Annotated in this window: 21 protein-coding genes and 1 tRNA gene; 12 read left to right on the top strand and 10 right to left on the bottom strand. The window is 61.9% G+C overall.

Features of this window, described 5'->3' with window-relative positions; translation table 11 throughout:
• Positions 1 to 89: 89 nt before the first annotated feature.
• The 4 genes from J2858_RS10650 to J2858_RS10635 all read left to right on the top strand — a co-directional run bounded on the left by J2858_RS10650 (position 90) and on the right by J2858_RS10635 (position 3,644).
• Positions 90 to 1,088 (top strand): ABC transporter substrate-binding protein, encoded by a 999-nt coding sequence (locus J2858_RS10650; protein ID WP_210104794.1) that lies wholly within the window; start codon positions 90 to 92, stop codon positions 1,086 to 1,088.
• Positions 1,089 to 1,232: 144 nt separating this feature from the next.
• Entirely contained in the window at positions 1,233 to 2,141 is a 909-nt protein-coding gene (locus J2858_RS10645; protein WP_210104793.1) for an ABC transporter permease, read from the top strand.
• Positions 2,134 to 3,171 carry a quaternary amine ABC transporter ATP-binding protein gene (locus J2858_RS10640; protein ID WP_210104792.1) on the top strand — a complete coding sequence of 346 codons (1,038 nt, stop codon included), beginning with the start codon at positions 2,134 to 2,136 and terminating at the stop codon, positions 3,169 to 3,171. Before J2858_RS10645 ends, J2858_RS10640 begins: the two co-directional genes overlap by 8 nt.
• Before the next feature lie 122 nt (positions 3,172 to 3,293).
• Positions 3,294 to 3,644, top strand: a complete 351-nt coding sequence (locus tag J2858_RS10635) for a hypothetical protein (protein ID WP_210104791.1) — start codon at positions 3,294 to 3,296, stop codon at positions 3,642 to 3,644.
• A gap of 64 nt (positions 3,645 to 3,708) precedes the next feature.
• Here J2858_RS10635 and J2858_RS10630 read toward each other — a convergent pair whose 3' ends face one another.
• On the bottom strand, positions 3,709 to 4,323 hold the full coding sequence (locus J2858_RS10630) for a biliverdin-producing heme oxygenase (protein ID WP_210104790.1): 615 nt from the start codon (positions 4,321 to 4,323) through the stop codon (positions 3,709 to 3,711).
• A gap of 208 nt (positions 4,324 to 4,531) precedes the next feature.
• Positions 4,532 to 4,690 carry an entericidin gene (locus J2858_RS10625; RefSeq protein WP_210104789.1) on the bottom strand — a complete coding sequence of 53 codons (159 nt, stop codon included), beginning with the start codon at positions 4,688 to 4,690 and terminating at the stop codon, positions 4,532 to 4,534.
• Positions 4,691 to 4,924: 234 nt separating this feature from the next.
• On the opposite strand from J2858_RS10625, the gene J2858_RS10620 reads away from it, so the two are divergent.
• Positions 4,925 to 5,701 carry a formyl transferase gene (locus tag J2858_RS10620; protein ID WP_210104788.1) on the top strand — a complete coding sequence of 259 codons (777 nt, stop codon included), beginning with the start codon at positions 4,925 to 4,927 and terminating at the stop codon, positions 5,699 to 5,701.
• Between the two features lie 478 nt (positions 5,702 to 6,179).
• Here the strand turns inward: J2858_RS10620 and J2858_RS10615 are convergent, their stop codons facing one another.
• Positions 6,180 to 7,118, bottom strand: a complete 939-nt coding sequence (locus J2858_RS10615) for a LysR family transcriptional regulator (RefSeq protein ID WP_210104787.1) — start codon at positions 7,116 to 7,118, stop codon at positions 6,180 to 6,182.
• Positions 7,119 to 7,277: 159 nt separating this feature from the next.
• Between J2858_RS10615 and J2858_RS10610 the strand changes: the two genes are divergently transcribed.
• Both J2858_RS10610 and J2858_RS10605 read left to right on the top strand, forming a co-directional pair.
• Positions 7,278 to 7,493: a hypothetical protein gene (locus J2858_RS10610; protein WP_210104786.1), complete on the top strand. Its 216-nt coding sequence runs from the start codon at positions 7,278 to 7,280 to the stop codon at positions 7,491 to 7,493.
• Between the two features lie 282 nt (positions 7,494 to 7,775).
• On the top strand, positions 7,776 to 8,795 hold the full coding sequence (locus tag J2858_RS10605) for a GlxA family transcriptional regulator (protein ID WP_210104785.1): 1,020 nt from the start codon (positions 7,776 to 7,778) through the stop codon (positions 8,793 to 8,795).
• Between the two features lie 28 nt (positions 8,796 to 8,823).
• Here the strand turns inward: J2858_RS10605 and J2858_RS10600 are convergent, their stop codons facing one another.
• The 4 genes from J2858_RS10600 to J2858_RS10585 all read right to left on the bottom strand — a co-directional run bounded on the left by J2858_RS10600 (position 8,824) and on the right by J2858_RS10585 (position 15,764).
• Positions 8,824 to 9,366, bottom strand: coding sequence for a DUF1003 domain-containing protein (locus J2858_RS10600; RefSeq protein WP_210104784.1), 543 nt, complete (start codon positions 9,364 to 9,366; stop codon positions 8,824 to 8,826).
• Positions 9,367 to 9,569: 203 nt separating this feature from the next.
• The gene (locus J2858_RS10595; RefSeq protein ID WP_210104783.1) at positions 9,570 to 10,427 is read right to left on the bottom strand and encodes a response regulator; all 858 of its coding nucleotides are present in this window, start codon (positions 10,425 to 10,427) and stop codon (positions 9,570 to 9,572) included.
• 155 nt (positions 10,428 to 10,582) lie between these two features.
• Positions 10,583 to 13,099 (bottom strand): GcvT family protein, encoded by a 2,517-nt coding sequence (locus tag J2858_RS10590; RefSeq protein ID WP_210104782.1) that lies wholly within the window; start codon positions 13,097 to 13,099, stop codon positions 10,583 to 10,585.
• A 175-nt stretch (positions 13,100 to 13,274) separates the two neighbouring features.
• A complete protein-coding gene (locus tag J2858_RS10585; RefSeq protein WP_210104781.1) occupies positions 13,275 to 15,764 on the bottom strand; it encodes a mechanosensitive ion channel family protein in 2,490 nt (829 codons plus the stop codon).
• A gap of 319 nt (positions 15,765 to 16,083) precedes the next feature.
• On the opposite strand from J2858_RS10585, the gene J2858_RS10580 reads away from it, so the two are divergent.
• Positions 16,084 to 16,335 carry a GlsB/YeaQ/YmgE family stress response membrane protein gene (locus J2858_RS10580; protein ID WP_210104780.1) on the top strand — a complete coding sequence of 84 codons (252 nt, stop codon included), beginning with the start codon at positions 16,084 to 16,086 and terminating at the stop codon, positions 16,333 to 16,335.
• Between the two features lie 87 nt (positions 16,336 to 16,422).
• Here the strand turns inward: J2858_RS10580 and J2858_RS10575 are convergent, their stop codons facing one another.
• Complete coding sequence (locus J2858_RS10575; RefSeq protein ID WP_210104779.1) at positions 16,423 to 16,914, bottom strand: heme-degrading domain-containing protein; 492 nt, start codon at positions 16,912 to 16,914, stop codon at positions 16,423 to 16,425.
• Positions 16,915 to 17,077: 163 nt separating this feature from the next.
• On the opposite strand from J2858_RS10575, the gene J2858_RS10570 reads away from it, so the two are divergent.
• Positions 17,078 to 17,257, top strand: a complete 180-nt coding sequence (locus J2858_RS10570) for a hypothetical protein (protein WP_210104778.1) — start codon at positions 17,078 to 17,080, stop codon at positions 17,255 to 17,257.
• Positions 17,252 to 17,327: transfer RNA gene (locus J2858_RS10565), tRNA-Lys, on the top strand. Before J2858_RS10570 ends, J2858_RS10565 begins: the two co-directional genes overlap by 6 nt.
• A 307-nt stretch (positions 17,328 to 17,634) precedes the next feature.
• Here J2858_RS10565 and J2858_RS10560 read toward each other — a convergent pair.
• Both J2858_RS10560 and J2858_RS10555 read right to left on the bottom strand, forming a co-directional pair.
• On the bottom strand, positions 17,635 to 17,895 hold the full coding sequence (locus tag J2858_RS10560; RefSeq protein ID WP_210104777.1) for a DUF6074 family protein: 261 nt from the start codon (positions 17,893 to 17,895) through the stop codon (positions 17,635 to 17,637).
• A gap of 132 nt (positions 17,896 to 18,027) precedes the next feature.
• Positions 18,028 to 18,768, bottom strand: a complete 741-nt coding sequence (locus J2858_RS10555; protein WP_210104776.1) for a nuclease — start codon at positions 18,766 to 18,768, stop codon at positions 18,028 to 18,030.
• Positions 18,769 to 18,963: 195 nt separating this feature from the next.
• Between J2858_RS10555 and J2858_RS10550 the strand changes: the two genes are divergently transcribed.
• Both J2858_RS10550 and J2858_RS10545 read left to right on the top strand, forming a co-directional pair.
• Positions 18,964 to 19,185 carry a DUF982 domain-containing protein gene (locus J2858_RS10550; RefSeq protein ID WP_210104775.1) on the top strand — a complete coding sequence of 74 codons (222 nt, stop codon included), beginning with the start codon at positions 18,964 to 18,966 and terminating at the stop codon, positions 19,183 to 19,185.
• Positions 19,186 to 19,293: 108 nt separating this feature from the next.
• Positions 19,294 to 22,566 carry a maltotransferase domain-containing protein gene (locus J2858_RS10545; protein WP_210104774.1) on the top strand — a complete coding sequence of 1,091 codons (3,273 nt, stop codon included), beginning with the start codon at positions 19,294 to 19,296 and terminating at the stop codon, positions 22,564 to 22,566.
• The last annotated feature ends 12 nt before the right edge of the window (positions 22,567 to 22,578 follow it).

Here is a 22,578-nt window from a genome sequence, read left to right as displayed (position 1 = left end):
CTTTTTAAGTACCTGCAAGACAACAGATCGTTCGTTCCGCGACGCAAGCTCCATTTCGACAACCATCAAAGACTGGGAGGTCTTAGACGATGAAAACACTTCTCGCTTCCACCGCACTCGCGGCTGGTCTCTATGCCATGGCAGGCAACGCCCAGGCGGCCGGTTGCGGCGACGTCTCCATCGCCGAGATGAACTGGGCGTCCGCCGGCGTGGCAGCCCAGGTCGACAAGATCATCCTTGAAAAAGGCTATGGCTGCACCGTGACGCTGGTCACCGGCGATACGATGCCGACCTTCACCTCGATGAACGAAAAGGGCCAGCCGGACGTGGCGCCGGAACTCTGGGTCAATGCGGTGCGCACGCCGCTCGATGCCGCCGTGAGCGAAGGCCGGCTGATCATTGCCGCGGAGATTTTGGCCGATGGCGCGGTCGAAGGCTGGTGGATCCCGAAATTCCTCGCCGACGCTCATCCGGACATCAAGACCGTCCAGGACGCGCTGAAACATCCCGAACTGTTCCCGGCGCCGGAAGACGCCTCCAGGGGCGCCGTGTCCAACTGCCCGTCGGGCTGGAACTGCCAGGTCTCGACGGCCAATCTCTACCGGGCGCTCGGCGCCAAGGACAAGGGCTTCGACCTGGTGGATACGGGCTCGGCGGCCGGTCTTGACGGCTCCATCGCCGGCGCCTTTGCCAAGAAGACCGGCTGGCTCGGCTATTACTGGGCGCCGACCGCCATCCTCGGCAAATACGAAATGGCCAAGCTCTCCTTCGGCGTCCCGCATGACAAGGCGGACTGGGATGCCTGCACGGCCGTGCCGGATTGTCCCAACCCGAAGGTCAATTCCTACCCCACCTCGCAGGCCTATACCGTCATCACCAAGCAGTTCTCCGAAAAGGCAGGCGTCGCGCTGGATTACGTCAAGACGCGCAAATGGGGCAATGCCATGGTGAACTCCATCCTCGCCTGGCAGGACGCCAACCAGGGCACCAACGAGGACGCCGCAAAATACTTCCTGAAGAACAACCCGGATGTCTGGACGACCTGGGTGAGCCCCGAGGCCGCAACCAAGGTGAAGGCCGCCCTTTGAGGCAGCGCCCTGCGCATGATTGATCTTTTGTCCGCCGGCCTTCCCTTAAGGGAGGCCGGCTGCAATCGGCTGGCGGAGGGGGATCCGCATCACGCTCACGCTCAACTGCCAGCCCAAAAAGTCTTGAAATAACGAGGGGATGAAATGGCGACCTGCACCGTGCTGCCGGACATAGCCTGCAACTTTCCGGCCATCAGCGACCAGACGATCCGGATGGCCCGCAAGACGATCGACGACGGGTTCAAGGGCCTCGTGCGCCAATATGCCGAGGTGATCGATGCGGTGGTTCAGCCTCTACAATGGTTCCTGAACTATCTGGAACGGCTGTTTACCAGCTCTGCCTGGATTGTCGTGCTCGTCGTAATGCTGGCCATCGTTTACCTCGCCAGCCGCAGCAAGACGATCACGCTCGGAACTGCGCTTGGCATGGCCGCCATCGGGCTGGTCGGGCTCTGGCAGGATACGATGGTCACACTTGCCATCGTCACCGTCTCCACCCTGATCGCCATTCTGATCGGCCTGCCGATCGGTATCGTCATGGCACGCTCCAACCGCGTGCAGGCTGTGGTGAACCCGGTGCTCGACGTGATGCAGACCATGCCGAGCTTCGTCTATCTGATCCCTGTGGTGGTGATCTTCGGCATCGGCAAGGTGCCGGGACTGATTGCCGTCGTCATCTATGCCGTGCCGCCGATGATCCGGCTGACCAATCTTGGCATCCGACTGGTCGATCGCGACGTGCTGGAAGCGGCCGATGCTTTCGGCTCCTCGCCCGCGCAAAAGCTCTGGAACGTGCAGATCCCGCTTGCCCTTCCCACCATCATGGCCGGCATCAACCAGACCATCATGATGTCGCTCGCCATGGTCGTCGTCGCCTCCATGGTCGGCGTCGGCGGGCTCGGCAAGAATACGCTGCAGGCGATCAACAACCAGTTCTTCACCTTCGGTTTCCTCAACGGCTTTGCCTTGGTTGCGATTGCCATCATTTTCGATCGCGCCAGCCAGGCGTTCGGCAAGCGGCTGCAGAAACATTCCGAGGTGGTGCATGGCTAGTCACGGCATCGAGATCCGCGGTCTCTACAAGATTTTCGGCAGCAGGGGCGCAAGCTATATCGACGCCGTCAAGGCGGGGATCAGCAAGGCGGAGCTGAACGAGACCCATGGCCATGTGCTGGGGCTGAAGGACATCAACATCTCCATGCCGGGCGGTGCGATCACCGTCGTGATGGGCCTGTCCGGCTCCGGAAAATCCACCCTCATCCGCCACATCAACCGCCTGATCGAGCCGACGGCCGGCGAAGTGGTCTATGACGGCGCCGATATCTGCCGGATGAACCAGAGCCAGCTCCGCGAGTTCCGCCGCCACAAGACGGCGATGGTGTTTCAGAAATTTGCGCTCCTGCCGCATCGGACGGTTCTGGAAAACACTGTCTATGGGCTGGATATACAGGGTGTTGCGCGAGCAGACAGCCTGAAGACGGGGCGCCACTGGATCGATCGCGTCGGTCTTTCCGGCTTCGAGAACCATTATCCGAACCAGCTTTCCGGCGGCATGCAGCAAAGAGTGGGGCTTGCGCGGGCGCTTGCCACCGACGCCGACATCCTGTTGATGGACGAGGCCTATTCGGCGCTTGATCCGCTCATTCGCGTCGACATGCAGGCCGTGCTTCTCGATCTGCAGGCGGAGTTGAAGAAGACCGTCGTCTTCATTACCCACGACCTTGACGAGGCGCTCAGGCTTGGGGACCGCATTGCCATTCTGCGCGATGGACAGGTGGTGCAGCAGGGCAGCGGCCAAGAGATCGTGCTCAAGCCCGCCGACGCCTACATCGCGTCCTTCGTGCGAGAGGTCAATCGGGGCCGAATCATTCAGGCAAGGACGGTCATGACGCCTTTGGAGAGCATCGAAGGCCCCGCCCCGGGCTTTATGGTAGACGCGGCAATGACGCTTGAAACGGCCGCACGACAGATGACGCTTGCCAATGTCACGGCAGCCCTTGTCGTCGATAAGGCAGGCCAGCCGCTTGGCCGGCTGGATTTTGCGACATTGATCTCCGCAATGGTGACGCCCACGGCCTGCTAGCACAGGGGAGTGCTGCGCCAGCTTGCCACAAGGTTCCTGCGCTTTCGTGCCTGTCCAAAGACCATTAGACCGTCTGCATATGCGTCATCGGACGCTGTTCAGACCACCAACAGGACAGGCCGATGCCCGAGATTGCTTCCCTTGCCAACCGAGAAACCGTAGCCGACGCGCTTGCGGCTCTGCTGCCGGAAAACCAGTCCTTCCTGCAGCTGATGATGGAAAATCCGAAATCCGACGAGGCGCTTCTCGACGGCTTGCATCTCTATCTCAATCGCGCGGCAGGCTCGACGTTTCTGCATTCGCTGAAACTGCAGAAATGCGGCGAATGGATCGGCAAGACGGCACCGGCGCGCCTGCAGGTGCGCCTTTCGGAAGCCTCCAAGTCCAGCCAGCATCCGGCTTTTGCCGCCTTCAAGGACGGTCTGCAACGATCCGGCGGGCTGGCGCGCGCCTATCCGAAGGCGCCCGTGTAAGGTTCAAGGGGACATGTCGCAGACGAGGCCGGCAAGGCGAGCTTGCCGGTTGCCTCTCCGCGGCTCAGGCAAAGCATTCCTCGGCAAGCGCATGGACGCGCCGGAAGGCGGCCTCGGCACCGGCGATGGCACGCTGTTCGGCTTCGCCCGACAGGTCAATGCCATCGAGAGCAGCCGTAAACGTGCGCCAGTGAAGGCCGCGCCCGGTCGGTGAGCCGGCCAGATGGCGGGCTCCGAAATTTTCGTCCAGGCCGAGTTTGGCTGCATATTTCAGCAGGAAGGCCGCACCGAGGTTGGACCCCTCGATGACGTAGAGCCAGCCGAGCGCTTCGGCGAGATCGATGGACTGCCCGGCGGCAAAGATCGGCGGCTCCGACGCGTCCGGAACCGCAAGGCCGAGATCCGCCAGATCCTGGCCCACGAAAGCCAGGCGATTGCGTCCGGCCAGGTCCGGCAGAAGCGCATCCAGATCGGCATTGGAAAACAGCGCGTCGAGATCCCGATGGAAGCGGTATTGCAGGATGAGGAACCGCCCGTAGCTTTCCCGGTCGGCGAATGGATTCGCGCGCATGATCCTCTGGTCAAGACGCTCATGCGCCGAATGCGTTGCCGCCTTCAACCGCTTCGTGCGGCTTTCCTCGGCCAGGTGGGGTCTGTCCAGAACTTCTGCTGCGCTCATCTTGATCGCGATCCCTTCAATACGACGGCCCGGGCTTTTCGGGATAAAGACGCATGGTCGATCGTCCCGCCCTGTCGGCTGATATCAGCTTGTCCGGGGTGCGGCAACAAACATGACAAAATTTATCACCAATAAAATCCGACGCCCGAACCAGACGCAAAAAGGCCGGTCGAGCGGACCGGCCTTGTCGCAGAACCCGTACTTTGCCTTAGCGCGCGGCGCGCTCGACGCGATGGCCGGCATCCTGCGTGGCGTTGACGGTGTTTGCAGTATCCTGACCCATGCCACGGATCGTGTTGCCGCAGGACGAGAGGGACAGTGTCGCGGTGAAGACTGCGGCGAGTACGGTGAGGGTCTTGGCCGTCATTGGGAAATTCTCCGGGGGTGATGGACAGGATTGTGTCGGGAAAGTGTGTTTCCGCCTCTGGAACGTATGAGGCGGCAAAAAGTTCACGGCCCTCATCATCTCTTTTTCGGCCGGACCCGGCTTTCTCGCCGACAAGCCCAAAAATGTAGATGTCCAGACTTTGTCTTAACCTTTTTTTCTGCGCATGCGCGCATAAATTCCCACGGGGACGAGGCCGCAGGGAACAGGGTGGGGATGCAGCACAGACGCGAGGCAAAAGTAGTGGTGTTGACGTCCGGCGGGCTCAATCCACAGGTGATGATCAACGCGCTGGCCAAGTGCTTTCCAAAGCTACAGGTCCTTCAGGAGGACGCTGAGCCCAAGCGGGCGATTTACCGGCGACGCGCCAAGCGCCTCGGCAGGCTGACGGCCCTCGGCCAATTGGCGACCATGGCCCTGTCGCGGTTAGCCAAGCAGATGACGCTGACCCGGACGGAAGAGATTCTCGAGGAATACCGGCTCTGGGCCGGCGCCGATGCCTCGATCAGAACCACGCGCGTCTCCTCGCTCAACAGCCGTGAGGCGCAGGCGGAAATCCTGCGCCTGAAGCCGGACGTCGTCTTCCTCATCTCCTGCCGCGCCCTCTCCCGCGGCACGCTCGCCGCGATTTCCTGCCCCATCCTCAATTTCCATGCGGGCATCAACCCGATATACAGGGGACAGATGGGCGGATACTGGGCGCTGGCGGAGCGCGACGCAGCCAATTTCGGCGCCACGGTGCACCTCGTCGATGCGGGGCTCGATACGGGCGACACGCTGTACGAAGTGCGGCCATCGCCCTCGCGGCGCGATTCGATTGCCACCTATCCGCTGCTGCTGACCGCTGCCGGCACGCAGATTTCCATCCGCGCCATCGACGATGCACTGCTTGGCCAGTTGCAGCCTTACCGGCCGCCCGGCCGCTCCGTGCTGCGCTATCCTCCCCCCATCTGGACCTATCTCCTCAACGGCCTGACCCGCGGCATCTGGTAACTCAGAGACAGCCGCCAGCCCCGCCCCCGGTCCTTGCAGGCCCGCAGCCGGCCGGACATCGAAGCCCGCGCGTGCGCACAAAACTTGGGCAGGTTCGCACAGGATTTAATCGCTAATAAAGCGATACGTGGAATGCCGATCCGCGACACAGTCCCGCCTGGTCATGACGATCCCGCGGCGGGGGCAGAAAGGCAGCATGATGCAATATGATTGGACTGGCGTGGAGCATCGCCGGCGCATGGTCATGCGTTCCAGTTTCGCCATCGCGACCGTCCTGGTGGTGGCGACGCTGACGGTGCTGGGTGTGATATGAAGACTGGCCGGTGCTCGTGACACTCCGCCCGTTCGCCGGGCAGACAAGGAACGGGCCGTTCAACCAGAGGCGCCCCTGGGGTGCCGAGGCGTCCGAACGGCCCTCCCCGGCGCGTGCGCGAGGGTCATGGCGGGAGACTATAGGCCGAAGGTGTGAGGGAAATCGTCAGGCGGCCGCACGCTGCATCTCGCCATAGGCTTCCCGAATGCTTTCGGCGACCGCCTTGCCCGGCACCGACAGGTTCGGTGCCGTGACAAGCCGGATGTCGAAAGCGATCAGTTCCGGCAATCCCTCCTTCGGGCCCAGCACCACCATGTCTTCGCCGAGATAGGAGCGCGGGAACGGGGCGATGGCGAGATCGGACACCACCGCGGCCCGCTGCGCCATGGTATTGGCGCTCAGATAGGCAATCCTGTAGGGACGCTTCACCGCCTCCAGGCGCGTGACCGCCTCATGCCGCCAGATGCAGCCATCCTCCCAGATCGAAATGGGCAGCGGATCGCGCAGATGCGCCGTGCCGCATTTTGCGCCCGCCCAGACAAGATTTTCCCGAAACACCACTTCGCCCTCGGTCGGCGATGGCCGCATGGCGCAGTTGATAAGGGCAAGATCCAGCCGCTGCTCTTCCATCCGGCGGCGCAGATTGGAACTCATGTCCACGGTCACATCGACCATGATCCCCGGAAAAGTGGCGCCGAAATCTCTCAGAATCGTCGGCAAAAGCCGTTCTGCAATGTCGTCTGCAGCACCCAGCCGCACCACGCCCGACAGTTCCGGCATGACAAACCGCGACACCGCTTCATTGGACAGGGCAATCATGCGTCGCGCGTAGGACAGCAGCATTTCGCCATGCTGGGTGAGGCTCACGGAGCGTGCATCGCGCAGGAAAAGCGTGGTGCGCAATTGCTCCTCCAGTTTCTTGATCTGCATGGAGACGGCAGACGGCGTGCGCAGCACGGCTTCGGCAGCCGTCGAAAAATTCCCGGTTTCGGCAATGGCCACGAAGGTGCGCAGGACGTCGTTATCCAGAAGCGGCAGGCTGTGGCGGAAGGGTGCGTTCATCGGTCTATCTTTCAATTTAACTGAACATAAGCACCATATCATTTCGTTTGATTGATCGTCAATCCGGACGCATGGTCGCCACCAGACGAATGAATCACAAAATTCGATGCGTGGCATAAAATTCATTCGTTTGATTGATTGAAAATGCTGGCGCATTTCTACCGCCGCGACCAGGCGGTCGCCCCCTCAAGGAGAACGACAATGACCATGATTCTGGACCACCGCATCGAGAGCGGGCAAAGGCGGTGGCAACTGCCTTCCCTGCCGCTCTTGCACAAGGCTTTTGCAATGGCAGCGCTTTGGCGTGCCGCCTATCGCCGGCGCCAGACCGAACGGCTGCTCGAAGCGCTGCCGTTCGACGCGCGCAAGGATATCGGCTGGCCCGCGGGCGACGCGGCCGAGACGAGGCGTCGTTGAATGCTGAAATGCGACATGACCTGAACCCGCGTCCTTCAGGCCCAAGACGCGGGTTTCTTCACACCTCTCATGTTTGCACTTTAATTACGCCGCCTTAGCCTAAAACTTGCGCCAGTTGACCCCGGATCGGGCATGTGGCCGCAGATGTCGCAAAAACGAAACGACCGCGAGATCTGCTTTCGCCAAAACGGCGCTAATACAGCTATAGATGTCGCCAATGGGACATTGATGCACCATATTTTCACGCGAGGAATGAGCATCCGCCACGGAGCCCCCTCTGCGATGAACAAGCCTCAGGTCACGAAGCGCACGCTTGTCTTTTTTCTCGTCCCCCACTTCACCATGCTGCCGTTTGCCGCGGCGGTGGAAACCCTGCGCATTGCCAACCGCATGCTCGGTTACCCCGCCTATGAATGGCGCCTCGCCTCCACCGATGGCGAGAAAGTGTTTTCCTCAAGCGGCATCGCCATCGAGGTGACCAGTTCGCTGGCCGATGAACGCCGGCATCTGGGCGGCGAGCACCGGCCGAACATGGTGCTGATCTGTTCGGGCGTCTACGTGGAGGAATTCAACAACAAGTCGGTCAACGCCTTCCTGCGTGAGACCTACAATCGCGGCGTCGCCGTCGGCAGTCTCTGTACGGGCGCCCATGTGCTGGCGCAGGCGGGATTGCTCAACGGCAAGCGCTGCGCTATCCACTGGGAGAACCTGCCGGGCTTTGCCGAGGCCTTTCCGCAGGCCGAAGTCTATGCCGATCTTTATGAGGTGGACGGCAACCTCTACACCTGTGCCGGCGGCACCGCTTCGCTCGACATGATGCTGAACCTCATCGGCCAGGATTTTGGCGAAACGCTGGTGAACCGGGTCTGCGAGCAGCAGCTGACGGATCGGGTGCGCAACCCGCATGACCGCCAGCGCCTGCCGCTGCGGGCACGGCTGGGCGTGCAGAACGCCAAGGTGCTGCAGATCATCGAGCTTATGGAAAGCAGCCTGGCCGAACCCTTGTCGCTGATCGAGATTGCCGACGATGTCGGCCTGTCGCGCCGGCAGATCGAGCGGCTGTTCCGCCAGGAGATGGGCCGGTCGCCGGCCCGCTACTATCTGGAAATCCGCCTCGATCGTGCCCGCCATCTGCTGGTGCAATCCTCGATGCCGGTGGTGGAAGTGGCGGTCGCCTGCGGTTTTGTCTCCGCCTCGCATTTCTCCAAGTGTTATCGCGAGGTCTACAACCGCTCGCCGCAACAGGAACGGGCCGAACGCAAGCTGACGATGAACACCGTTCGGACCGGGGTGGTGGTCTAGCCATTGGAGGCTGGGCCACGGCCGCGCGTCACGGCGGGTCGTTCGCGTCCTCGGCCGACGCGCGCTCGAGCGTATCCAGAACCTCTTCCGGCGTGACATCCTTCTGCAGGTCCCGGATTTCGGCGCTTTGCTCGACGGGTACGCCGAGCTTTTCGGCGATCGCGGCAACGATGGAGAGGATCTGCGTCGCCTCGTGTTCCGCCAGCAGCGAAATCTGCAGGTTGAGATCCGCCCGCTTGTCGTCGGCCTTGGCCATCCGGTTCTGGCTGATCATGACGAAGGTGGAGATGAAGATGGCCTCCACCGATGCCACCATGGCCAGAATGACAAGAGACGGGTCAAAGGCGGGGATCAACGACAGAAGGCCGACATTGACGAGGATCCACATCCCGAACACGAAGGCATGGAGATAGACGAAGGTCATCGATCCGGCAAAACGGGTAAGGGCGCCCGCGGCCTTGTCCTGCCGCGAGGAGCGCGCCTCTTCCTGCGTGCGCCGCTCCAGAAGCGCGGCAATGTTCCGGTCAAGCCGGCTGGAAAGGGTCATGGGTTGCTGATGGGGCTGTGACATCCGGGTTCTCCGTCTCTGACGTCAAACATCTCCGGTGTGCGCAAGTTGCGCGCATTACGGCGCGGCCGCATGAAAAAGCAGGCGTGTTGCTGCAAGGTTCTGGCCGGTCGAGCACCCGTCAGCTGCGAGACTTGCGGCAAGAACCTGAAACGCCGCGTCCCTTTCGGGACGCGGCGCAGGCAGACCAGCCACGGCGGTGGAGATCAGGCCGGAACGGCAGCCTTGGCGGAGGCTTCACGCCGCTGATAAGCCTGCATGGACTTGATCTGCAAGAGCGTATCGAGGTTCTGGTTAACGCGGCAGTAAAACTCCTCGTCGATGAAGGGGCGCAGCATGAAATCATTGCCGCCGGCCTTCAGGAAGCGCGCCGACAGCAGCCGGTCGGTCGAGGAGGAAACGCCGATAACGCGCAGTTCGTGCGAGCCGCGCACGGAGCGGATGCGGCGCGTCAGTTCGAAGCCGTCGATATCGGGCATATTGTAGTCGGTGACGACAAGGCCGATATCGGCGTTCTTCTTCAGGAGATCGATGGCCTTTGCACCGCTTTCGGCAACGCTGACCCTGAAATTGTAGCGCTTGAGGCGGGTGGACAGGAGCGCCCGGGCCGTCGGGCTGTCATCGACGATCAGCACGTGATGGCGGTGGTTGGTGAGGAAGCGGCAGACCGATTCGACCAGCATTTCCACGGCAAAGACATTGTCCTTGAGGATATAGTCGACGATATCCTTGGCCAGCAGCTTTTCACGCGTCTGTTCCTGGAACGTGCCGGTAAAGACGATGGTCGGAATGTTGAGATCGAGCAGATATTCGAGCGCCTCGCCGTTTTCAGCCCCTGGCAGGTTGATGTTGGAGATCGCCAGCGTCACCGGCTCCTCCGACAGCTCGTTTGCCATCATCAGGTCTTCGTGGGTGCGGCAGATGTCCACGTCGACGCCAACGATTTCCTTGAGGCGCTGGCGGATCATGGAGGTGAAGACGTTCGAGTCTTCCGCCACGATGATGCGTGCATCCGGAAACTGTTCACCAGAGTATTGCATTCCGGAAATTCCGAGGTACGTCATGATCCGCCTTCTTTATATTCGAGATGCATTGAATATAAAAAGCCAGACTTGCCGAACCCTTAAACGCGGCGGGCACAAGTTACACAATCAAGCGAAAAAGGCGGCCCTTGCGAGCCGCCTTTGATTTATGGTCAATCAATTCTTGATCGTGCGGATCAAGCGGCGCGGATCGCCGCATTGTCCGGGTCGAACGGGCTCTCAGCCACCACGACCGCGTCAAACAGCTTGCCGAGGATCTTGATCTTCAGCTTCGTGCCCTCGCCCGCATGGTCCGGCCGCACCATGGCGAGCGCCACGGACTTGCCGATACGCCAGCCAAAACCGCCGCTCGTCGCACGGCCGACCAGTTCGCCTGCCTCGTTGTAGATCGCTTCGGAGCCGCGGGCATCGACATCCTCATTGCCGGAGACGATCAGCGTGACGAACGTATTGCGCAGTCCCTTGTCGCGCGCCGCCAGCATGGCATCGCGGCCGATGAACTGCTTTTCGGGACGGATGAACCGATCGAGGCCGGATTCGAAGGCGTTGTACTCGATGGAGAGTTCGCGACCCATATTGCGATAGGACTTTTCGACCGCCATGGAGACCATCGCCCGGATGCCAAAGGGCTTGATGCCGAACTCGGCGCCGGCTTCCATCAGCCTGTCGAAGAGATAGGCCTGCATCTCGATCGGGTGATGCAGTTCCCAACCCAGTTCGCCGATGAAGTTGACGCGTAGGGCATGCGCCGTTGCAACGCCAACCGAGATCTTCTTGCCTGTGAGCCAGGGGAAATCCTTGTTGTCGAGGCTGGTGCGGGTGAGCTTCTTCAGGAGCTCGCGCGATTTCGGCCCGGCCAGCACCAAAACCCCGTATTTCTGCGTGATCGGCTGCAGGATGACGGAGCCGTCCTTCGGCGCGAGGCGCTGCAGCAGGTCGTGGTCATGGGCTTCGAGGAAGCCGGCCGACACCATGTAGAAGCGATCCGGCGCCCATTCGTAGACGGTAAATTCCGCCTTCACGCCGCCGGCCGGCGTCGGCAGATGGCAAAGCGCGATGCGGCCGCGCTTCTTCGGGATGGCATTGGCCAGGATCGATTCGAGCCAGGCGCGGGCGCCGGGACCGGAAACTTCCATCTTGGCAAAGGCCGACATGTCGAGCACGCCGACATTCTCGTGGACGTTCTTCACCTCGTTGCCGACATGCTCGAAATAGTTCGAGCGGCGGAACGACCATTTTTCGACGATGCGGCCATCTTCCGTCGGTGGCGCATGGTTGTGGCTGGTGATGACATCGGCGCCGACGCCGAGCTGGTCGGCGGGCACTTCATAGCCTTCCGGCGCAAACCAGTTGGCGCGCTCCCAGCCGTAGACGGAGCCGAACACGGCGCCCAGCTTCTTCAGGCGGTCATAGACCGGCGTGACCTTCAGCGGGCGGGCGGCAGAGCGCTCCTCGTCCGGGTAATGCATGGTGAAGACGTTGGCATAGGCTTCCTCGTTCTTGGCAATGAGATAGCCTTCCGTCGCGTAGGGGCCGAAGCGGCGGGGATCGACGCCCATCATGTCGACGGTCGGTTCGCCATCGACGATCCATTCGGCAAGCTGCCAGCCGGCGCCGCCGGCGGCCGTGATGCCGAAGGAATGGCCCTCGTTCAGCCAGAAATTCTTCAAGCCCGGCGCCGGGCCGACAATCGGGTTGCCATCCGGCGTATAGGCGATGGCGCCGTTATAGACCTTCTTGATGCCCACCTCGCCGAAGGCCGGCACGCGGGCAATCGCGGTCTCGATATGCGGCATCAGGCGGTCCAGCTCTTCCTGGAACAGCTCGTACTCGCTTTCGGCCGAGGGACCATCGACATAACAGACCGGTGCGCCGACCTCGTAGGGCCCGAGGATGAGGCCGCCGGCTTCCTCGCGCATGTACCAGGCGCTGTCGGATTCGCGCAGCACCCCCATTTCCGGCAGGCCCTGGCGGCGGCGCTCAAGGATCGCCGGATGCGGCTCGGTGACGATATACTGATGCTCGACCGGGATGACCGGCACGTCGAGGCCGACCATTTCGCCGGTCTTGCGGGCAAAGTTGCCGGTGCAGGAAATGATGTGCTCGGCGGTCACCTCGCCCTTGTCGGTCGTCACCTTCCAGAGCCCGTCCGGCTGCTGCTCGATGGCGGTAACGGTGGTGTTGCGGTAAATGGTGGCACCGAAATCGCGCGCGCCCTTGGCCAGCGCCTGCGTCAGATCCGCCGGCTGGATATAGCCGTCATCGGGATGCTGGATGGCGCCGAGAATGCCATCGGTTTCGCAGAGCGGCCAGATCTCCTTGACCTCTTCCGGCGTCAGCATGTTGACCTTGACGCCGATCGTTTCGGCAATGCCGGCATAATACATGTACTCGTCCCAGCGGTCCTTGGTGCGGGCGAGACGGATGTTGGAGACTTTCGAGAAGCCGACATTCATGCCGGTTTCCGCCTGAAGCTCCTCGTAGAAGCGGACCGAATATTTGTGCAGCTGGCCCACCGAATAGGAGAGGTTGAACAGCGGCAGAAGGCCCGCCGCATGCCAGGTGGACCCCGACGTCAGTTCCTTGCGCTCAATGAGAATGGCATCGTTCCAGCCCTTCTTGGCCAGGTGATAGAGTGTCGAAACACCCACGACCCCGCCACCGATCACGACCGCCCGTGCATGTGTCTTCATCTGAGCAACCCCTCTCAACAAACAAGCGCCCGATGACGGCGCCCGCGCATGATTTTCTGCGCCGACTATGCAACCGCGGCCCGCCGGCCAAACGCCTGTTTACGACATGCGACAAGCTTGCCGCGACGGGCACCAATTTGACAGGTGCCAATTGCAGGGCAGCTCTGGTCGCGGTTCACGCCGGCTTGGGAGACGCATCCTCGCCCTCGTCATGCTTGTCTGTCTGCGACGCCTTTTCCGGGCTTCTGGAAGCCGAAGGCTCAAGCCGCGTCAGCACCGTTCCGCGGATATTCACGTCCTGATGCGGATACGGCATCTCGATGCCTTCGGCGCGGAACCGTTTCAGGATCTCGGCGCGCAGATTGTTGCGCACGGTCAGGCCATCATTCATGTCGGCGAGGTGAAAGCGCAGCTCGAAATCGAGCGAGGACGCGCCGAACCGCAAAAACTCCACATGCGGTTCGGGATTGCGCAGGATCTCCGGCACCGCAGCCGTCAGTTCCAGGAGAAGCGCGATCACGCGTTTCGGGTCGGCGTCATAGCTGACGCTCACCGGCACTTCCGAGCGCTGGATGCGGTTCCGGTGCGTCCAGTTGCCGACGGCGGCATTGATGAGATCGGAATTCGGCACGATGATCGACTGCTTGCGGAACGTCTCGATCTCGGTCGCGCGCACCGAAATGCGCTTGACGATGCCTTCGGTCGTCCCCGTCACCACATGGTCGCCCACCTTGAACGGACGTTCCACCAGAAGGATCAGGCCGGAGACGAAGTTCGACACGATGTTCTGCAGGCCAAAGCCGATGCCGACCGACAGAGCGGACGCGACCAGCGCAAGGCTCGACAGATCGATGCCGGCGGCGGAGACGCCGACCACCACCGCAAGGCCGATGCCGAGATAGCCGATACCGGTCTTGACCGAATTGCGCACGCCCGCATCGACCTGGCTGCGCGCCATGACATTGCGGTCGATCCAGCGCTGCGCCCAGTTGGTGCCGATATAGCCGAGGAGGAACAGCAAGATACCGCCGAGGATGCCGACAAGCGAGATGTTGATGCTGCCGATAGAGATCTGCGTGAACAGACGATAGGCCGCGCTCTGGATATCCTGGATCTGGAAGCCCCAGGTGAGGAGGATCATCGGCACGCCGAACAGAAGCGCCACCGCATAGATGCCAAGGCCGGCAGCAAGGCCGATCTGATCGAGCGCCACCTCCCCCAGATTGAACCGCTTGGCAAAATGCTGCCCGACCACCGTATTGGCAAAACTGCCCTGCTTGCCGACGGCCTTGCCGGAGAGAATACCGATATACATGGTGACAACCATGGCGCCGGTGAGCACGAACTGGGTCGAGGCAAAGCGCGCCAGACCGACATAGCCGGTGAGCACCGCAAAGATCAGACTGAGCCCCATGGTGCGCATCAAGAGCGGGATACCACGTGCCCAGGGACGCCCGGCCTCGTCCGGATCCTTGCTTTCGGCCAGATTGGGACGCAGGAAGGACATGCCGATGAGGATCAGCCCGACGAGCACCGAGGCAATCAGGCTCTTGACGATGGTGAGCACCACCGGCGAGTTGAGCGCCTCGCTGATGGCACTCAGCATGTAATCGAGGCCGTTGATGACGGCCATGCCCAGCACCAGCCAGTAGAGCCATCGCCCGCCGCGGTTCGACACATGGGCCAGCCGCCAGTTCGGATGCTGGGGCGCAAACAGCAGTCCGCTCAGACGCGCGACGAAGAACACCACCCAGACGAAGCCGAAGAAGGCGACAATGATGGGGGCGACATCCGGGCGCAGCACGTTGAAGCTGACGAGGAAGAAGAAGGTGGCGATCAGAAATGCCGTCAGCGACGCCGTCTGGACGATGAGAGACCAGAAGGCGAAAGAGAGCCGCGTGATATAGGGCGGATTTTCCACCGAAAGGTCACGATTGATCATCCGGCCGAACAGCCGGTAGCCGCCGGCGAGAAACAGCAAAGCTGCGCAGATCGACAGGAAGATGGCCGAGAGCAGCTGCAGTTTCTTGAACTTCCAGGCAAAGCCGATCCAGCCGCTCACCGCGGCGTTGAAGGCATGCACTTCAGCGGTAAAAGCCTGCCCCGCATCGACAAAGACGGCCGCCGACAGGTCGGTGTATTTGAGAAGCGTTTCGCTGAACAGCCGGCGGCGTTGCTCGGTTATCTTGCCCGACAGGGCCTTGGCCGCCCCGACCACCTGGGCCGCCTCGGCCGTTACCGCGTTCAACTCGTTGCGCTCCGCCAGCAGGCGGTTCCGCTCTTCCGTCACCACGGCGGCTTCCGGCGGCTGCCCGTCCTTCGGCGGTTCGCCCAGCTGGGCAAAGCGGCCCTTGATCTGCTCAAGCCGCTGGCGGGTCTTGGCGGTCGCCTGCTCGACGCGGGTGACCAGATCGTCGGCCTGCACCTTGAACTCGGCGAGGCGAAAATCTTCCACATCCTTGTCCGCTGCCTGGGCAGTCAGCGAATCCACTATCTTGCGGGACTCGACAAGCAAGGCTTGGGTATCGACGGCGGCAGTATCGGGGGCGGCATCCGCGGGCGCCTCAGACGGCTTCTGTTCCACCGGGGTTCCGCTGGCCGCCTTGGTCGTTGCGGCGGCAATCGCTGCGGCAGCATCCTGTGCCGACAGGGGGCCAGCGGCCATCGCGGCCGCCGCAAAGCAGATCACGCAGAGCAGCAGGCGCAAGGAAGGCAAGAACCGGTCTAAGGCGAATGTCGTCAAGGCAGGAACCCCATGCAGCGAATGTATCTGTCCATAAATTCACTTCGCGTCGAAGGGAAGCAGAATGGCCGGACTGTTGCGCTTCCACACGCGCGAGGGGGCGGAACTAAGGCAAGCGCGTCACGTGCAGACAGGCGTGGCCGGCTTTGCCCGGTTTCCCCTGCGCAAAAGCCAGCGGTGGAACAATCGCCTGCGACCGGCGTTGACGGGCCGACATCTATGAAAACGAGAGGGTAAGGTCATGGAAAACGCAGGTATCGGCTGGATCGCAGCCATCATCATCGGCGGCATTGCCGGCTGGCTGGCAGAACAGTTCATGAAGAGCAACATGGGCGTTCTGATGAACATCATCCTGGGCATCGTCGGCGCCATCGTCGCCAACGCACTCCTCAGCGTCTTCGGCATCGTGCTGGGTGGCTGGATCGGCTATCTGATCGCCGGCTTCATCGGCGCCTGCATCCTGATCGCCATCGCCCGAATGTTCCGACGTTAAATCGGCCTACCTTCGGTACTTTTCCGGAAACCGGGTGCGCAAGCATCCGGTTTCTTTTTGGATGCGCTCACAGACGGCAAGGCCGCGTCAGTAAAGCCGCAGAGCCGCCTCGTCCAGCCTCAGATGGAATGCCAGCGCCTCCACCACCAGATTATGATCGTCGCGCTGCGGCAGGCCGGACACTGTCACCGCTCCGATACAGCCCACGCCCCGCACGATGATCGGGAAGCCACCGCCATGGGCGGCGTAATCGGCGCTGTTAAGCCCGAATTTCTCTTCCATCGTGGTATTCTGCACCTTCAACTCCAGCCCAAAGCCGTAGCTTGCGCGCAGAAAGCGAAGCACGAGATTGCGCTTGCGGCGGATCCAGTGTTCGAAATCCGGTCTCGCCTGCGGCAAGGCGACAAAGAACGCCTGCATGCCATTGATGCAGATATCGATCGAGACCGCATGCCCGCGCTCCACCGCAAGCTGGCGCAGATGCACGCCGAGCGAAAACGCGTCCCCCAGATCGAAGCGATCGAAGTGCAGCAGCCGCTCCTGCTCTGCCACCTTTGCAATATCGTCCTCAATGGTCACTGGTGCCCTCCTCCATGCCGCGCAATCGTTGCTATGCGTCGACATCCTAGCGCAGACTGCGCATGAACGGCCAGTTCCTCGCCTGAAGTTTCAACCGCCCAGCCCACCGGATTGCCACTCCAGCACCGCCGGCCGCGGAAGCCGGTAGAGCACGATTTTTTTCGTGAAGACCAAAAGCCCGGCATTGCAGGCATTTCGCGACAAAAGTCGGCGCTTGATGGAAGGCCTGTTGAAAAGAAACGAAAGTTTTTTTGAAAGGGCGCTAGACAAGCTGAAACAACCCCTTTATACGCCCTCTCACACCAGCGGCGCCGCTGAAACGCAGGGCCGCACGGATGGGTGATTAGCTCAGTTGGTAGAGCAGCTGACTCTTAATCAGCGGGTCGTAGGTTCGAGCCCTACATCACCCACCATTCTTCTCTTTCCGGAAGAATGCAATACGCTGAAGCGCAGATGTGATGAATAAATCGACGCATCGCTTATTTTAACTTCCCTTTATGTTTTGCTCCTTTAAACAATCGCGACCATAGCGCTCGCTTGAGCATGGATCTCGTTGCAATACGCGATGCACGTCCTGACCGGCTAAATGATTCGAAGGATACGCAACGGCCGCTTCACGTCCGCGGCAAGGGTGCCTGTGGCTCATCACGAAAAATTCGCCGGACGCAGCAGATCCGCGTCCGGGGTCGAGTAGGGGCAAGGCCTGCGCCGCTTCGCAGATCAGGCGCGGGCGTCGAGGGCCCGCTCTTCTTCCTCGGCAAACAGATTTTGCAATTCCATCTGCACGGCATTCATGAACAGGCCCGCCTGATGCGAAACCTCTTCGCCGGAAGCACCCTGGCGCATCAGGCCCTTTGCAAGCTGCGCCATCTCGGCGCGCCAGAACCGGTTGGCCTCCTCGCCCTGAAGATCGAGCAGTGCCTGCGCACAACGCTTGATGTCTGCCCTACGTCGATCGGCGGGGAAATGTGCAAGCGCCATGGTGTCTCCTAATACGCACACAATCGAATCAAATCACTAGGGTGAACAATCGCTGGAAGTGGTTCCCAAATTCTAAACAGCAGGGTTCCAAGGTCGATCTATTCTCGTTCCGGCGCAAAAAGCTCAGCGCCTCTAGCACCAGGGGCGCGGCGCGCCGGCCACGCCCTGAACCAGGCCCTCGCGCACCAATTGCTGCCCGAGCGACTGGCCACTGCGCAGCACCACCCGAAGCTTGCGACCATGAGCGTCGCCATCGGCATTCGGCCAGTCGACGAGATCGAAGCTGCCCTGGTTGAGCAGATCGCGCAGGCGCACCTTGGCGGCAAATCCCTTCTGCCGCTCCAGATCGCATCGGGCATTTTCCGTCTTCGGCGCCACCACATCGGCGAGACGGATTTCCTGCTTGTGGAACCAGAAAACACCGCCGCTTGCCACGCAGTTGTCGAGACCGGACGTGCCGCAGAAGTAGAAGGTATTGCGATAGCCCTGCCCTACGAGCCCGTCATCTGCGGGTTTGGCGGCGGCCACTTTTTCCGGCGGCAGATTCGCCTGCCTCGCCAGCACCTCTTCCACGGTTGTGGCTTCCGGCCCCTGGCCAATGCCACGCGGCGGCACTGGCGCCTTCACTTGGGTACGTGTCGGCGATGCCTCCGGAGCAGCACGCGTGGCGGACGCCTGCCTGGATGCCGGTTGCGTACCGGTCCCGCCCGAAAAATTGCGCGCCATAAACCGGCTGACCGTGGCGAAATTGTCGTGAACGACGATCCCGCCCAGAACCACGACGAGCGCTGCGCTCCAGAACGACAGGCGCGCGCCTGTCTTCTTGCTTGTCCTGCGCCGGCCCCGTCGCCCACTGGATGCTGCTTTTGCCATATCTGTCCCATCCTGATGCGGCCATCATCATCATGGGTGGTTTCCAAAGAGTTTTCATGACGGCGTTAAGATGAAATTTACGGCACGGCCGCCTGCCGCACGCATCGTCGGGCAAGAGGCCGCGCCTGTCCATGGAACCGCAGCCGGTGCTGCATGGTTGGAGGGGCATGTGAACGAGCCCCATGGGAGGAAGACATGGCACGCACACACTGGCAGCAACCCGTCACCATCGGCCGCGACGTGATCGCCGGGCCGCATGAGGCGATCCGGTTCATGGATCGGCACTGGCCGCCGATCAAGGGCATGTGCTTTGCACGCGCCCATCTCTCCTGCCTTGCCGCCCTCGACGGCCGTGAGACGGCCGAGGATGCGCGGCTGCGCTTTGAAGCTGCCGTGAGCGAGGCAAAGCTGCACTGAAGAATGCCTCGCCGATGCATGCTGCACTCCGGTTGCGGCATGTATCGCTGTGGAACAAGCCCGCCATGCCTGCGTTAGGCCCTGCGAAACCTTACGTCAGGCGGCCCCATGTCATCGGTTCCATCCTCCCTCACCCAGCCTATCCCTGTCAAAAATGCGCCCCGCATCTATTATGTGCATCCCCTTGAACTGAAGGGGTTCGAGGCCTGGCAGGCACTCTTCGCCCACGCCCGCAGCCTCGGCTTCGACACGGTGCTGAGTGCGCCGCTGTTTCGCCGGGCAGAGGCTGCAAGCCTCTTCGTCTCCGCCGATTTTGAGCGCCTGGACCCGGATCTCGGGTTGGGCGATGATGTGGCGGAAGGCCTTGCACGTCTGGTGGAAAGCGCGCGCAGCGAAGGCCTTTCCCTGATGTTCGATCTGGTGATCGATCGCGAGGTGATCCCACAGGACGCAGAGCGGTCGGCCCTTGCCGATCCGCGCATCCACCCCCTGGTCGCCCATAGCCGGCCGCTGCACCTCAACGCCCCGCAGGCGCTGGACGCGCATCTTTCCCTCTGGAACGAGCGCATCGCCCTCATGCTGAAAGCGGGCGTCTCCGGCTTCCGATGCCTTGGCCTCGACCGGCTGCCGGCTGACGTCTGGTCGCGCCTCATTGCGACGGCCCGAACGGAAAACCCGGAGGCGCTTTTCCTCGCCTGGACGCCCGGCACCGGTTTCGACATACGCCGTCAGCTGGCGGATCTGGATCCGGAGAGCGGATTCGATGGCTGTTTTTCGTCGCTTGCCTGGTGGGATCTCGAAGAGCGCTGGTTCCTCGAAGAATACGATATCCAGCGGCGCTTTGCCTACCAGATCACCTTTCCGGAAGCCCCGTTTGCAAAGCGCCTCGCGCATGGCATGGACAGCGCCGAGATCCGCAGCCGGCGCGCACGCCAGGCTCTGCAACTGGCGGGTGCGCTCGGCCAGGGGCTGATGATGCCGATGGGTTTCGAGTATGGCGCAACGGCGCCACTCGATCCGACCTATGGCACGGGTAGCGGACTTCGCGCTTTGGCCGAAGGCGGTCTGTACGATCTTTCGCCCGACATCCGGGCCGTCAACGCGCAGAAGAGCACGGCCCGTGGATCGACCGGCAGCCGGCCGCTGCGGCTCATCACGGCCTCGCAGACGCCGGCGATCGGTCTCATTATGCCGGACGCGGAAGATCTGCGCAGCGCCCGGGACCTGCGTCTCGTGGTGGTCAATCGCGACCTTCGACGCGCAGCCCCTGCTCCGCTCAATGCAGTGCGCGAAGCGGCGTCCGGCTTCCTGCCTATTAGGGATGCAGACAGCCAGTCGCCGGTCATGCTCACCGGCCCCTTGCGACTGCAGCCCGGCGAGTTGCGCCTGTTCCAGGGCACGGCGTCTCCGGCCATTGTGAATGCCGTCGCGGTGCCGGACGTGGCCGAGGCCGCCGCCTCGCCCCGCCTTGCCATCGAAAAGGTCAGCCCCAGCGTCGATGACGGCCGGTTCCCGGTCAAGCGCGTGGTGGGCTCGACCGTCGAGGTGGAAGCCGACGTGTTCGGCGACGGGCATGATCCGATTTCGGCAAGCCTGTTTTATCGCGCAGCCGACGAAGCGGACTGGACGGAAGTGCCGATGCGCATGGTCGTCAACGATCGCTGGCGGGCGGAATTTCCGCTGCGACGGCTCGGGCGCTACGAATTTGCCGTGGAGGCCTGGCGCAACCCGTTTGCCATCTTCCGTTACGAGCTTTCCAAGAAGCACGAGGCGCGCCTCGATCTGACGCTCGAAACCATCGAGGGCATCAATCTTGTCGAAGGGGCGAAGGCCAGCGCTTCGGGCGATGTGGCAACGCGGCTGTCAGCGCTTCACGACCGGCTGCTGGCGCTGGGCGCTGCGGAGAAGGTCGAGGTGCTCCTGTCCGCCGACACCTTCCGGCTGATGGCCGAGGCAGACCAGCGACCGCATCGCGTCCGCTCCGCGGCAATGCCCCTCGATGCGGAGCGTCGCGAGGCAGCCTTTGCCAGCTGGTTCCAGATCTTTCCGCGCTCGCAGAGCGGCGATGCGAACCGTCACGGAACCTTCGATGACGTGATTGCCCGCCTGCCCGCCATTCGCGACATGGGCTTTGACGTCCTCTATTTCCCGCCGATCCACCCGATCGGTTCTACAAACCGCAAGGGCCGCAACAACAGCCTGACCGCCGGGCCGAACGATCCCGGCAGCCCCTATGGCATCGGTTCGCCGGATGGCGGTCATGATGCCATCCATCCGCAGCTTGGCACATTCGAGGATTTTCGCAGGCTGGTTACCGCTGCCGCAGAGCATGGGCTGGAAATCGCCCTTGATCTTGCCATCCAGGCCTCGCCCGATCATCCCTGGCTGAAGGACCATGCCGGCTGGTTTGACTGGCGTCCGGATGGCACCGTTCGCTACGCCGAAAATCCGCCGAAGAAATACGAGGACATCGTCAACGTCGATTTCTACGCCAAGGATGCCGTGCCGTCACTCTGGACCGAGCTTCGCGACGTCGTGCAGCTCTGGGTCGACAATGGCGTCAAACTGTTTCGGGTCGATAACCCGCACACCAAGCCGTTTCCGTTCTGGGAGTGGCTGATCGCGGATATCCGCGGGCGCCATCCCGACGTGGTCTTCCTGTCGGAAGCCTTTACCCGCCCGAAGGTGATGTATCGCCTCGCCAAGGTCGGCTTCTCGCAGTCCTATACCTACTTCACCTGGCGCAACACCAAGGCGGAGATCGAAACCTATATGCGGGAGCTGACGACGGAAGAGCCGCGCGAATTCTTCCGCCCGCACTTCTTCGTCAACACGCACGACATCAACCCGGACTTTCTGCAGAACGCTCCGCGCCCGGCTTATCTCATCCGCGCGGCACTTGCGGCCACGCTGTCCGGCCTTTGGGGGGTCTACAACGGCTTTGAGCTGTGCGAAGGCAGGCCGGACGCCAAGCGCAAGGAATATGCGGATTCGGAGAAATACGAGATCCGTGTGTGGGATCATGACCGGCCGGGGCATATCAAGAACGAGATTGCCATGCTGAACCGCATCCGGCGCGATAATCCCGCGCTGCACTCGCATCTCGGCCTGCGTCAGCTCATCGCCTTCAACGACAATGTGATGTTTTACGAGAAGGCGAGCCCCGGCCGCGAAAACGTGCTCCTGATCGGCGTCAGCCTCGATCCGCACCAGCCGCAGGAGGCAGATGTAGAGATACCTCTCTGGTCATGGAACCTCCCGGACCATGGCGCACTTAACATGGAAGACCTGATCAGTGGTCAAAAATTCACGCTGACGGGGAAATGGCAGCGGTTGCGGCTCGAGCCCGGCCTGCCGTTTTCCGTCTGGCGCGTCCGTTAAGGGAGGATATTC

The sequence above is a fragment of the Neorhizobium galegae genome (genome assembly GCF_017877135.1).
In the GTDB taxonomy this organism is placed as follows: domain Bacteria; phylum Pseudomonadota; class Alphaproteobacteria; order Rhizobiales; family Rhizobiaceae; genus Neorhizobium; species Neorhizobium galegae_A.
Note: the sequence above shows the minus strand (reverse complement) of the source record. Positions and strands in the feature narration are given on the sequence as shown.